We start from the raw sequence: 12157 nt of genomic DNA on the forward strand, positions 1-12157 counted from the left end.
AAAGAAAAAGCAGCGAAAACGCTGCTTGAGTTTATTTCTGCTACTTCTTCTCTTCTTCTGCCCTATCGATTAAGTACTTGAAGAGGCGGTTCATGATGGCTGCTTCCGGGGCCGGGTTAGCGTGCATTTCTTCCGGGTGCCACTGAACGGCGATGATTTTGCCGTCAGTGCTTTCCAAGGCTTCCGGCACCCCGTCGCTGGCGCTGGCTGATTCAGTCAAGTCCGGGGCCACTTCCTTGATCAGCTGGTGGTGGAAGGAATTGGTCATGAGGCTGCTTTCGCCCATGATTTTTTCCAGGGTGGTTCCGCTCTTGATCTTGACCACATGGGTGCCCACGTCTGGCCGGGTGGCCTGCATGTGCTTTAAAGTATAGCCTGGCCGCAAGGACAGGTCCTGCCACATGCTGCCGCCGTGGGCCACGTTGATGATCTGAGCGCCCCGGCAGATGCCCAGGACTGGCTTGCCGGTCTCTTCTGCCCGCTTTAACAGGGCCATATCGAAGGCATCCCGGTCCGGCCAGGTTTCCCCGCTCTTTTGGTCAACTTCTTCACCGTACAGGTGAGGGTCAACGTCATGGCCGCCGGACAGAATCAAACCGTCAACCAGATCCAGCTGCTGAAAGGCCATCTCGCTCCCGCCAGCGGTAAATGGAATTACCAGGGGAATCCCGCCGTTCTTGAGGACTGAGTCCACGTAGGCGGCATTGACATAGGTCCGGGGCTCGCCCATGAAGGGACCAGCCTGGATCGTGACTTCTGAACCAGAGATTCCGATAACTGCTTTTGCCATTTTTTATTCTCCCATGTCTACAAACTTCTCCACCGCCAAGGCGATACCGTCCTGGTTGTTGCTGGCCGTGACGTAGTCAGCCGCGGCCTTGATCTCGTCGATCGCGTTGCCCATGGCCACCTTAAAGACCCCAGGCAGCTGGAAACCGGAGAGGTCGTTGTTGTTGTCGCCAAAAATCATGGCTTCTTCCGGCTTGATGTTCAAAAGGTCCAGCAAGCTAGTCAGTGCCTTGCCCTTGGAGGTACCAGGTGTGTTGAATTCCAGGCACTGGCCGCCGGAAGCAGAGATTTCGAACTCCCGCTCAATTTCTGGACTGAAGCTGGCCTTGAACTTCTTCATCTTGCTTGGCAGGGAAACGAACTCACCCTTGATGAATTCGTAGTGCTTGCCAGGTTCAAGCCGCTTGACCCCCATGTTCCGGGCCCGGGCGGTAAAGCCAACGATGAAGGTGCTGGCGCCGGGCGCCACGTAAAAGTCCTCCGTGTCCATGAAGTAAGGGCCAAAAATCCCCTTTTGCTTCAAGCTAAGCAGGTGCTTGACGTTTTCGTCAGTCAAGGGGCTGGCGCTCAAGACTTCCCCGTCCATCCGCTGGACCAGGCCGCCGTTGTAGCAAATAGCAAAGTTGTCTGCCGGGTCCAGCTTGAAGGGTTCAAAGACCTTCAAGACGCCAGGCAGGGGCCGGCCGGACAGGGGCACCACGTAAATTCCCTTTTCCCGGGCCTTTTTCAAGGTCGCCAGGGTCTTAGGGCTGACCTTCTTTCTGGAAGTCAGCAGAGTCCCGTCCAGGTCCACCGCGATCAATTTAATCTTCATGCATGTTTCCTTTCATCTTTGCTACTATTTTACGGCAAAAAGCGGCTGCCTCCTAGTCACTTGCACTAGTTGACTTGTGCTTGGTGTTTTGGCTGTTGCTTGGGCCCGGCTTAGTCTGCTGCTTGAGCAGGTACTGCTGGATCATCTTCACCACCTGCTTGTTCTGCGGCAAGCTGGAGTGCTGGGCTTCAGCCCCGGTGACGGTCATCATGGTGTAGCCTTTGACCTGGTTTTGGAAGATGTACTTGCCGGCTTCCACGCTGCTTTCCGGCACGATCCCGTCAGATTCGTAGTTTTCCCCGCCAGACAGGGAGTAGACGATCAGATTTTTCGGCAGGCGCTTGCGGTACTTGATAAAGTCCGTCAGCATTTGCGTCTTGTACTTGGTACTCTTTTCACTGAAGTTGTATGGCGAGCCCAGGGTCATCAAACGCTTGATGGTAATTTCGTCTGAATAGTCGCTATAGTAGTGTTCCAGCCAGTAGGTCCAGATGAGGCCCCCGTTTGAGTGGCCAAAAGCCTTGAAGTTGTTAAACTTGTAAGTCTTGGCAATCTCGTAAAAGGCATCGTCCAGCCAGCCGGCCTGCTTCTTGATGTTGCTGTAGCCGTCATGGTTGTTTTGGAAGCCGACCACGATAAAGGGTTCATTGTCCCCTTTTTTAATTGAGCCAGAGTAAGTCAAGGTCCCGTCTTCACTAATTTCGACCTTGAGCAGGCTGTGCTTGTAAGGAGTGTTCTCGTTAAGCAGGTCAACCAGTTCGTTGAAACGGTTGACGGTGGCACTTGAGCCGGGAACCATGATTAAAGGCGACAGCTGGGACCTTTGCCGTTCAGCGTGTTCCTTGTTGGTCTTTTTCATCCAGGAATAGCCTGGAATGGCCAATAAAATGATGATCGTCAAGGCAATGACGATCAGTTTCCAGTTGCGGCTCTTAAACATGACGGTCATCCTCCATTTCATAGTCCTTCAGCAGGGCCTTGGTCCGGTTGTCCAGTTTAACGGCTGGAATCATCAAGACGACGTCCAGACAGAAGAGGAAGATGCTGAAAATCAAGGTTGGCCAGTTGCCGTTAGTAGCAAAAAATGGCACCAAGGGCCCCGGCGTCCCGGTCAAAATCGGGTAAACCGGCGTTGGCACGATGTGCAAGGAAATTGCCAAAGCCGCGATCAGCACGTTTACGACTGGCACGAAGACCAGTTGAATGACGTAGATCGGGTTGAGGATTACCGGCAAACCGACCAGAAAGCCCCGGGGAGAGCTGAACAAAAGCGGCCAGAGGTTCATCTTGGCTACAGTTTCCGGTTCTTTGCGTCTTCCCCAGATCAAGATGGCTACGGCTAAAGCCAGAATGGCCCCGCAGCCGCCCATGACCCCATAAGTCGAGATCAAGGATCCGCCCAGATATGGGTACGGGATCTTCCAGATTGAGCCACGCCGCATGACATAAGTCAAGTTGGCGGTTGCCGCGGCGGAATTTTCAACATTGCTGAGGCGGAGAATCGGCTCTTCGATGCCCAGCCAGCTGAGGAAGGAGGCCAGAGCAGTCGATGGTACGGTCATAAGCAGGTTGTTGGAATTTTCAACGGTTGAAGTCATGGCACTCAAGCTGAAGTTAGCCTTAACCTTGCTGATGACGGCATAGAGGATCCCACCGACAATGACGCCGCCAATTACAGTGACCAGAGTCGGCTTCAAGGCCTTGATCGCCCGGTCCTGAACTAATTTGGTGTGTTCATAGTTGACAGACTCATAATCGGCTCCCAGCCAGTGAAAGACCTGCCCTACCCCATAACCCAGCAAGAGGGCAAAGAAGGCGTACTGGAAGCCTAAATAGCCCCCAGAGAGCAAGGAAATCCGCCCAGTCAGGCCCAGCTGAAAGAGGTAGACCATGACTAAGAGACTAGTTGTCGCACTGATCCCGGCCATCGTGGCATCTTTACGGTAAATTTTGGCCGTAAAAGATGCTGAGAAATAAACCGTGAACAGGCAAAAAAGGCCGAAGATAACTTCAACCACGGACTGCGACAGGCTGGTCCCGATGTCCCAGAAACGGTCGCTCATGATTTTGTCAAAATCAAATAAATTGTAGATAAAACTTTCCGGCGCAAAAACGCTGTCCTGCAAAACCTGGAAAAAGGCCCCGACCGTCGCGATCGGCATTAGAACAGCAAAAGTCCGCTGAGCCACTCTGAAAAAGGAGCGGCGGCGCAGCCAAATGCACCACTTAGCTAATTTGTCCATTTACTCTTCCCCCCACAAAAACTACTTTAATTATACAAATTCAAATCACGAATGAGCAAATTTTTCTTTGCTATTTTCACAACAAAAACCGGACCAATTCCTGGCCCGGTTGTAAGCACCCAATAGCGCGGTATCTATCAACCCCCGGGCAATAGTCATATACTGTTCTTAACAATTGAATACGGAGGAACACGATATTATGACTGAACATCCAATCGTACCGCTCGAGCTGCCGAAGGGCAAACCCAGACCTAGGAATAAGCTTCCAAAGAACAGGCTCGTTCTCAATCTGAAGTCCAATGGAGTTGAGCTGTCATTTTACAGTGATGCCACTAACGAGCTTATGCTCGAAGTCGTGGGCAGGTTCTTGAGCCATGATTAATCTGGCTGAATTAGGTCGAGTGTTCATTGTTTGCGGTAAGACCGACATGCGCCGGGGAATCGATTCGCTTGCTTACATAGTTAAGAAGAGCTTCCATCTCGATCCCTTCTCTGGAAGTGTCTTTCTCTTCTGCGGCAGCCGAAGAGATCGCTTCAAAGCACTTTATTGGGACGGCCAGGGATTCTGGCTGCTCTATAAACGCTTTGAGAACGGGAAGCTGGCCTGGCCAAACAATGAAGACGAAGTTCGAGAGTTGTCTGATGAACAAGTCATGCGCTTGATGCAAGGCTTTACCATTGATCCTAAAATTAATACCGCAAGAGCTCGTGAATTCTATTGATTTCACGAGCTTTTCTGGTATTCTTATGATTATGAATCAAGGAGGGACAGCGATCATGACCGAAAAAGAAACTTTAGCTTTAATTGAAACGCTTAAAGCTAATATCGAAGCGCTCAAAGCAAATAACGAAGAATTGCTCAAGCAGGTTGCCCTTCTTACTGAACAAGTTGCTTATTTGACTAATAAGCTTTATGGCAAGTCCTCCGAGAAGAGAGCTGTCAACCCAGATCAGCTGAGCCTTTTTGAGGAAGACAACGCCTCTCAAGATGACGAGGACTTACCCTCGCGTTACCGAAACTATTACCTATAAGAGACGCAAGCAAGTCGGCAGAAAGAAAGATATCTTAGATTCTCTGCCGGGCGAGGAAGTTCATCATCGTTTGGATGATCTTACCTGTCCAGACTGCCAGCACGAACTGAAAGAGATCGGCAGCTTCTGTGCTAGACAAGAGCTGCTGTACATTCCAGCCCAAGTTAAGAGAATCGATCACATCCAACACTCTTACAAGTGCCAGCACTGCAGTGATGAGGCACCGGCTGACAAGATTATCAAAGCTCCTGTACCCAAGGCACCGTTAACCAACAGTCTTGGCTCAGCTTCTTTGATCGCTGATACGATCTATCAGAAGTATGTTCTCAAGGTTCCTGCCTACCGACAGGAGAAAGACTTGCGGCGCATGGGCCTTCCGCTTGATCACAAGACGGTTTCGAATTGGCATATCAAAGTCTGCGAGTACTACCTCTCCAGCCTTTACGAGCTCTTGAGAAAAGAGCTGCTAAAGCTGGATGTCATTCACGCAGATGAGACGCCATATCGAGTCTTAGACAGCGAAAGAGCTAAAGACTACGTCTGGACCTTCTTATCAGGCAAGCATGCCGAGAAGCCGATTGTCCTGTATCACCATGGATCACGAAAAGGTGCCGAAGCGTGGGATTTCCTCACAGGCTTCAGCGGATACCTTCATTGTGATCAATATCCTGGCTATTTACGATTAAGCCAACAGGATGTGACTCTTGTAGGCTGTATGGCTCATGCAAGACGCAAATTCCATGATTCCTTGCCTAAAGACAAGGCTAGAGAATCAGACGCAACTTCAGTGGCTAATCAAGGGATCCACTACTGTAATCAAATGTTTAGCCTGGAGCACGCTTGGGAAGATCTTTCCGCTGAAGAGAGATACGAGAAGCGTCAGTCTGAATTAAAGCCTCTGCTAGAGAAGTTTTCCGACTGGTGCTCCAAGAAATCAATCTCCGTGTTGCCTTCCGGCAAGCTGGGGACGGCCTTCCAGTATTGCATAAAGCACATGGACAAGTTCATGAACGTTCTAAAAGATGGTCGCCTTGAACTGTCCAACAACAGAGCAGAACGAGCAGTCAAAGAGATCGTCATGGGACGCAAGAACTGGCTCTTTTCACAGAGCAGTTCCGGCGCCAAGTCCATGGCTATCATTATGAGCATACTCGAAACTGCCAAGCAAAATGGCTTGGATCAATTCAAATATATCAACTATCTTCTAGACAAGCTGCCCAATGAGCTGTCGTTATTAGACAATCAACGTCTGGAAGCCTATTTACCATGGGCTGAGAATGTTCAGCTCCACTGCAAGTAAAGTCCCATAAACTGATTAATCCCATCTTAGCATTGCTAGGATGGGATTTTAATATACTCTGCTATTGGGTGCTTACGCCCGGTTTAAAAAAGTAACAAAAGAAATGTATTTATTCAACACTGTTAGCTGTCTCAGTTGCCAATGTGGGGTTAACCAGCATTACCAAACCGATGATGAGTGTCAGTAAGCCGAATTCAAAAACATATCCATTAATATTCAAGTGAACACTAATGAACATATTCTTGTCCTCTGGCTGAAGCTAGAGGATTTTTTTAGGCTTTTTCACAGGGAAATGCCTTGTGCGCTCAGTTGTATGTACCTCCACTAAAGTTTCCCTTAGCTTCTGATACTTTTATCATACGCACAGTCAAAGAGTTCGCCATATTTTGCTTAACAAAGCCCGAAGACTCAGTCTCACAAAACGGGCAGGAATATATCCTAAGTTTCCCTAGTGCCGAGGCTCTAGGGCAGCGCCCAGTCCATGACTTGAAGCAGGGACGAACCCACGCTTGTGACGCTTTGATTGATAGACTATGCCATCACCAACTGTTTGTTTGCGTAACGGTCTTCAAGAATCAACTTAACATTCTTGTATGGCATATATTTCGTTATTTCTTTGTCATCCGCTCTTTGCAAAATATTTACCGCTGCTGCTGTATTTGCGTTCATTTCTCCACAGTTTGGGCAGACGGCTGTTTCATGATGTGCACCTTTTCTTTCACTGAAATGCGCACCACATCTTGGACAGAACTGAGACGTATATGCTGGATTAACGTCAATGGTTTGAATTCCCAGACCAATACATAAATATTCGATACGCTTATCCAGTCTTCCTTTAGTCCATGACGATAACTTCCGTCTCACTTTTGCTTCATAGCGGTTTGATGCTTTAGGCAACTTTTCCTTAGCAAAAGTCAGATCTTCCTTGACAAGAACATCTGGATCTTCTGCCACAAGCATCTGTCTAATGCTTGTGTTTATCACCCGCTCCATGTTGCGTTGCTTTCTTTCATGTTGGCGGTGGTAAAGTTTGCTGCCAAGATGGTGTTCTTCAAGACGAGCAATTTGGCGCTCAAGACTTCCAATGCGGTGTCTGATACGTTTCTTTGTCTTAGCTGAATAATCCTTGGCTAACTTTTCCTGCAAAGCGGACTTTTCTTCTCTTAATTCCTTGGCTGACTGGATGTATTCATTGCGATTTGTATTGCGGTCATTGCACCGCTCAACTTCAGCGCCTACCAGCTTGCTGAAATCTGCTCCATATTCTTGACCACTGCTACATGAAATGAGTGTTGCCAATCCTTTGTCCATACCCAGTTTCTTCCGTGGCTTGCGGATCTCATGAGCAACAGCTTTAATAGCACGATGAACTTCCAGCCGCTTCTTGTCTCGATCAAGAATGAGCTGGATATCGCCGCGTTTCTTCTTATTGGCATAGCAGTATGGTCCTGTCAGCTTAAACTGCTTTTTCTTTCTGCATTTTGCCGTCATGATTTCTAGGTAGCTTGAGCCATCTTTTTCAACAACTCTCCACATCATTTCGTCACAGAGCATGCATCGTGCTGCTGTTGAATGAGGGTAGGGTTTATGTTTTCTGGTGAGACGTCTGATATATCCAAAGCAGTGCCGAAGCTGCTTCTCGGATAAAGCGACTCTTAGTGCAGGATACTGGCTCATTTCTTCATTTGGCTGTGCTTCATTCTCACGTCTCTGTAGAATGAGCTGCCAGTAATACGGAGAAGTGAAGACGTAATTGAGATAATGGCGCTCAGCATTAGACAATGCATCGTTAGCTTGAACCATCCTTTTCAGTTTCAAGCCAAGATTTGACCACATGGAGTTGAGATTCATGCACACATCTTTAACCGCTTCTGTTACATGCCGGCCTTGAATTCCAAATTGCTCGCTTAGAAGCTTTTGCTTTGAGAGTCTGACCGTTCTTGAATCGGGAAACTTCAATCCTTGAGCTTTATTCTTCTTATAGGCCATTTTCCAATCTTTGACCGCTTTGCGGGCTTTCTTGATTTCACCGTCATGCTCGCGGATTTTATCTCGAGGGCCATACCAGTTAGCAACATCAGTCATGTGGTTGATGCCGCACAACTGTGAATAAAGGAAGTCTCTACATTTGCCGTAAGCAGTGAACAGCTCATCCAATTCTTTTAGTTCGTCACCATTTAACTTTACGGTATAAGCTCTGACTGTCTTAGTTTGGATTCTTCTCTTTTTTCTGGTCATTTTTAGAAACGACTTTCTTTTTACGATCTTACGTTCGCGTCTAACCGTATTATATCACAGAAATTCGTCCAAATACATTGATAACATGACCTAGAATAGAAAAGACTACAAATAAGCATTAGTAGTCTTTAATTGCTATTTTTGACTATATATTTTTACAGCTGCTGACTACCCATGGTAACTGCCTACTTTCAAACAAAAAGAGCCAGACTTCCGTCTGACTCTTGTCTCGCGCGGCAGCTTCCTATCCTCGCAGGCAGTTTCCCACCAACTACTTTCGGCGTTAAGAAGCTTAACTGCTGTGTTCGGCATGGGAACAGGTGTATCCTTCTTGCCATTGCCACCGCACTCTCTTTGAGCTTGCACGCTCAAAACTGAATATCTCTTCCTAGTCAAAACCTTCATTGCTTCGCTCTTTTGGTCAAGTCCTCGACTGATTAGTACCGGTCCGCTCCAAAGCTCACGCTTCTTCCACTCCCGGCCTATCTACCTCATCGTCTCTGAGGTGTCTTACTTTCTTGAAGAAATGGGAAATCTCATCTTGAGGGGGGCTTCGCACTTAGATGCTTTCAGCGCTTATCCCGTCCGCACATAGCTACCCAGCGATGCCTTTGGCAAGACAACTGGTACACCAGCGGTGCGTCCATCCCGGTCCTCTCGTACTAAGGACAGCTCCTCTCAAATTTCCTGCGCCCACGACGGATAGGGACCGAACTGTCTCACGACGTTCTGAACCCAGCTCGCGTGCCGCTTTAATGGGCGAACAGCCCAACCCTTGGGACCGACTTCAGCCCCAGGATGCGACGAGCCGACATCGAGGTGCCAAACCTCCCCGTCGATGTGAACTCTTGGGGGAGATAAGCCTGTTATCCCCAGGGTAGCTTTTATCCGTTGAGTGATGGCCCTTCCATGCGGTACCACCAGATCACTAAGCCCTACTTTCGTACCTGCTCGAGTTGTCTCTCTCGCAGTCAAGCTCCCTTTTACCTTTACACTCTGCGAATGATTTCCAACCATTCTGAGGGAACCTTTGGGCGCCTCCGTTACACTTTAGGAGGCGACCGCCCCAGTCAAACTGCCCGTCAAACACTGTCCTCGGCCTGGATTACAGACCTGAGTTAGAGCATCCGTCAAGCAAGGGTAGTATCCCAACAGCGCCTCAGATAAGACTGGCGTCCTATCTTCTCCGGCTCCTACCTATCCTGTACATGCTTGACAGATACCCAATATTAAACTGCAGTAAAGCTCCATGGGGTCTTTCCGTCCTGTCGCGGGTAACCCGCATCTTCACGGGTATTATAATTTCACCGAGTCTCTCGTTGAGACAGTGCCCAAATCATTACACCTTTCGTGCAGGTCGGAACTTACCCGACAAGGAATTTCGCTACCTTAGGACCGTTATAGTTACGGCCGCCGTTTACTGGGGCTTCAATTCAAACCTTCGCTTGCGCTAAGCTCTCCTCTTAACCTTCCAGCACCGGGCAGGTGTCAGCACCTATACTTCATCTTACGATTTTGCAGATGCCTGTGTTTTTGATAAACAGTTGCTTGGGCCTTTTCACTGCGGCTGATCTTGCGACCAGCGCCCCTTCTCCCGAAGTTACGGGGCCATTTTGCCGAGTTCCTTAACGAGAGTTCTCTCGCTCACCTGAGGATACTCTCCTCGACTACCTGTGTCGGTTTGCGGTACGGGTGCACCGTCTCTGGCTAGAAGCTTTTCTCGGCAGTGTGACGTCGCAGCCTTCGCTACTTTAATTTCGCTCCTCATCACGCCTTGTCCTTATGAGAGCAAGCATTTGACTCGCTCTCAGACTTGACGCTTGAACGTGGTATCCAGCACCACGCGCTGCTAGCCTCCTGCGTCCCTCCATCGCTCATAACGATTCGGTGCAGTACAGGAATCTCAACCTGTTGTCCATCGACTACGCCTCTCGGCCTCGCCTTAGGTCCCGACTTACCCTGGGCGGACGAGCCTGCCCCAGGAAACCTTAGTCTTGCGGCGGACAGGATTCTCACCTGTCTTTCGTTACTCATACCGGCATTCTCACTTCTAGAAGCTCCACATGTCCTCTCGATCATGCTTCACCGCCGCTAGAACGCTCTCCTACCACGTGCTTGCGCACATCCACAGTTTCGGTATCATGCTTAGCCCCGGTAAATTTTCGGCGCGGCGTCACTCGACTAGTGAGCTATTACGCACTCTTTGAATGATGGCTGCTTCTGAGCCAACGTCCTAGTTGTCTGCGCAACTCCACATCCTTTTCCACTTAGCATGAATTTTGGGACCTTAACTGGTGATCTGGGCTGTTTCCCTTTCGACTACGGATCTTATCACTCGCAGTCTGACTCCCGCACATAAATGTCTGGAATTCGCAGTTTATCTGAATTCAGTAACCCTTGACGGGCCCCTAGTCCAAACAGAGCTCTACCTCCAGCATCCTCTTTGCGAGGCTAGCCCTAAAGCTATTTCGGAGAGAACCAGCTATCTCCAAGTTCGTTTGGAATTTCACCGCTACCCACAACTCATCCCCGCAATTTTCAACTTACGTGGGTTCGGTCCTCCAGCGCGTTTTACCGCGCCTTCAACCTGGTCATGGGTAGGTCACTTGGTTTCGGGTCTGCGTCAGCCAACTGCTCGCCCTCTTCAGACTCGCTTTCGCTGCGGCTCCGTCTTTTCTGACTTAACCTTGCTGACTAACGCAACTCGCCGGTTCATTCTACAAAAGGCACGCCATTACCCGTTAATGGGCTTTGACTACTTGTAGGCACACGGTTTCAGGTTCTCTTTCACTCCCCTCCCGGGGTTCTTTTCACCTTTCCCTCACGGTACTGGTTCACTATCGGTCACTGGTTAGTATTTAGCCTTGCGAGATGGTCCTCGCGGATTCAAACGGGATTTCACGTGTCCCGCCCTACTCAGGATACTGATAGGCCTTCTTTGGATTTCGCTTACGGGGCTCTCACCCTCTCTGGCGCGTCTTCCCAAACGCTTCTGCTATCCTCTGAAGTGCCATGTTTCAGTCCTACAACCCCGGCAGATAAATCTGCCGGTTTGGGCTCTTTCCTGTTCGCTCGCCGCTACTTGGGAAATCGATATTTCTTTCTCTTCCTGCAGCTACTTAGATGTTTCAGTTCACTGCGTGTTCCTTTCTTGTGCTATGTATTCACACAAGAATAGCATGTCTGCACATGCTGGGTTCCCCCATTCGGAGACCTCCGGATCAAAGCCTACTTACGGCTCCCCGAAGACTTTCGCGGTTAGTCGCGTCCTTCATCGGCTTCCAGTGCCAAGGCATTCACCGTGCGCCCTTCTTCACTTGACCTTGCAAGTTTGTTCTTTCGAACTCTCTCGGTCGCTTTGCAATGTTTTCATTGATCTCAATGATTCTCGGTTTTTTCTTGGAATTAAGATATTCAGTTTTCAACGTACAAACTTGGCCTTGCGGCCAATGGAGGCAAACGGGATCGAACCGATGACCTCCTGCTTGCAAAGCAGGTGCTCTCCCAGCTGAGCTATGCCCCCGTAAATATCAACTTTTAAGATGTTACTCCATCTTGGCCGAAATGTAAAGACTTTTCTTTGCATTTCAATGGGCCTGGATGGACTTGAACCATCGACCTCACGCTTATCAAGCGTGCGCTCTAACCAGCTGAGCTACAGGCCCAAGTTCTTATTGTTGGTACTCTCAAAACTGAACAAAGTTTCTTTTGCAGTGTGCTTCCGTAACTGATGGATTTCTC

The 12157-nt window shown here is 49.1% G+C and carries 9 protein-coding genes, 2 tRNA genes and 2 rRNA genes; 4 read left to right on the forward strand and 9 right to left on the reverse strand.

Annotated elements, in window-relative coordinates; translation table 11 throughout:
• Positions 1–40: 40 nt before the first annotated feature.
• The 4 genes from ACYVUT_RS10625 to ACYVUT_RS10640 are packed head-to-tail and all read right to left on the reverse strand — an operon-like array spanning position 41 to position 3846.
• Entirely contained in the window at positions 41–790 is a 750-nt protein-coding gene (locus ACYVUT_RS10625) for a gamma-glutamyl-gamma-aminobutyrate hydrolase family protein (RefSeq protein WP_484502022.1), read from the reverse strand.
• Between the two features lie 3 nt (positions 791–793).
• Entirely contained in the window at positions 794–1603 is an 810-nt protein-coding gene (locus tag ACYVUT_RS10630; protein ID WP_484502023.1) for a Cof-type HAD-IIB family hydrolase, read from the reverse strand.
• A 52-nt stretch (positions 1604–1655) separates the two neighbouring features.
• Positions 1656–2543 carry an alpha/beta hydrolase gene (locus ACYVUT_RS10635; RefSeq protein ID WP_439775048.1) on the reverse strand — a complete coding sequence of 296 codons (888 nt, stop codon included), beginning with the start codon at positions 2541–2543 and terminating at the stop codon, positions 1656–1658.
• Positions 2536–3846: a PTS sugar transporter subunit IIC gene (locus ACYVUT_RS10640; RefSeq protein WP_484502024.1), complete on the reverse strand. Its 1311-nt coding sequence runs from the start codon at positions 3844–3846 to the stop codon at positions 2536–2538. The genes ACYVUT_RS10635 and ACYVUT_RS10640 overlap by 8 nt, the downstream gene beginning before the upstream one ends.
• A gap of 199 nt (positions 3847–4045) precedes the next feature.
• On the opposite strand from ACYVUT_RS10640, the gene ACYVUT_RS10645 reads away from it, so the two are divergent.
• The 4 genes from ACYVUT_RS10645 to ACYVUT_RS10660 are packed head-to-tail and all read left to right on the forward strand — an operon-like array spanning position 4046 to position 6178.
• Complete coding sequence (locus ACYVUT_RS10645; RefSeq protein ID WP_484499779.1) at positions 4046–4228, forward strand: hypothetical protein; 183 nt, start codon at positions 4046–4048, stop codon at positions 4226–4228.
• On the forward strand, positions 4221–4568 hold the full coding sequence (gene tnpB, locus ACYVUT_RS10650) for an IS66 family insertion sequence element accessory protein TnpB (protein ID WP_484499044.1): 348 nt from the start codon (positions 4221–4223) through the stop codon (positions 4566–4568). The genes ACYVUT_RS10645 and tnpB overlap by 8 nt, the downstream gene beginning before the upstream one ends.
• A 55-nt stretch (positions 4569–4623) precedes the next feature.
• Entirely contained in the window at positions 4624–4878 is a 255-nt protein-coding gene (locus ACYVUT_RS10655; protein WP_484499045.1) for a transposase domain-containing protein, read from the forward strand.
• Entirely contained in the window at positions 4835–6178 is a 1344-nt protein-coding gene (locus ACYVUT_RS10660) for an IS66-like element short variant transposase (protein WP_484499780.1), read from the forward strand. The genes ACYVUT_RS10655 and ACYVUT_RS10660 overlap by 44 nt, the downstream gene beginning before the upstream one ends.
• Positions 6179–6709: 531 nt before the next feature.
• Here ACYVUT_RS10660 and ACYVUT_RS10665 read toward each other — a convergent pair.
• The 5 genes from ACYVUT_RS10665 to ACYVUT_RS10685 all read right to left on the reverse strand — a co-directional run bounded on the left by ACYVUT_RS10665 (position 6710) and on the right by ACYVUT_RS10685 (position 12081).
• The gene (locus ACYVUT_RS10665; RefSeq protein WP_484500852.1) at positions 6710–8416 is read right to left on the reverse strand and encodes an RNA-guided endonuclease TnpB family protein; all 1707 of its coding nucleotides are present in this window, start codon (positions 8414–8416) and stop codon (positions 6710–6712) included.
• A 231-nt stretch (positions 8417–8647) separates the two neighbouring features.
• A 5S ribosomal RNA gene (gene rrf / locus ACYVUT_RS10670) occupies positions 8648–8764 on the reverse strand.
• A 69-nt stretch (positions 8765–8833) separates the two neighbouring features.
• Positions 8834–11739 (reverse strand): 23S ribosomal RNA (locus ACYVUT_RS10675).
• Between the two features lie 127 nt (positions 11740–11866).
• Positions 11867–11939, reverse strand: a tRNA-Ala gene (locus ACYVUT_RS10680).
• Between the two features lie 68 nt (positions 11940–12007).
• A tRNA-Ile gene (locus ACYVUT_RS10685) sits at positions 12008–12081 on the reverse strand.
• Between the last annotated feature and the right edge of the window lie 76 nt (positions 12082–12157).

It is taken from the genome of Lactobacillus sp. WILCCON 0059, assembly GCF_057197985.1.

What these genes read in the sequence shown, in the direction of transcription:
- tnpB (WP_484499044.1), top strand. Translation starts at nt 4,221, where the DNA reads ATGATTAATCTGGCTGAATTAGGTCGAGTGTTCATTGTTTGCGGTAAG.
- ACYVUT_RS10640 (WP_484502024.1), bottom strand. Translation starts at nt 3,846, where the DNA reads ATGGACAAATTAGCTAAGTGGTGCATTTGGCTGCGCCGCCGCTCCTTT.
- ACYVUT_RS10645 (WP_484499779.1), top strand. Translation starts at nt 4,046, where the DNA reads ATGACTGAACATCCAATCGTACCGCTCGAGCTGCCGAAGGGCAAACCC.
- ACYVUT_RS10625 (WP_484502022.1), bottom strand. Translation starts at nt 790, where the DNA reads ATGGCAAAAGCAGTTATCGGAATCTCTGGTTCAGAAGTCACGATCCAG.
- ACYVUT_RS10665 (WP_484500852.1), bottom strand. Translation starts at nt 8,416, where the DNA reads ATGACCAGAAAAAAGAGAAGAATCCAAACTAAGACAGTCAGAGCTTAT.
- ACYVUT_RS10635 (WP_439775048.1), bottom strand. Translation starts at nt 2,543, where the DNA reads ATGTTTAAGAGCCGCAACTGGAAACTGATCGTCATTGCCTTGACGATC.
- ACYVUT_RS10655 (WP_484499045.1), top strand. Translation starts at nt 4,624, where the DNA reads ATGACCGAAAAAGAAACTTTAGCTTTAATTGAAACGCTTAAAGCTAAT.
- ACYVUT_RS10660 (WP_484499780.1), top strand. Translation starts at nt 4,835, where the DNA reads ATGACGAGGACTTACCCTCGCGTTACCGAAACTATTACCTATAAGAGA.
- ACYVUT_RS10630 (WP_484502023.1), bottom strand. Translation starts at nt 1,603, where the DNA reads ATGAAGATTAAATTGATCGCGGTGGACCTGGACGGGACTCTGCTGACT.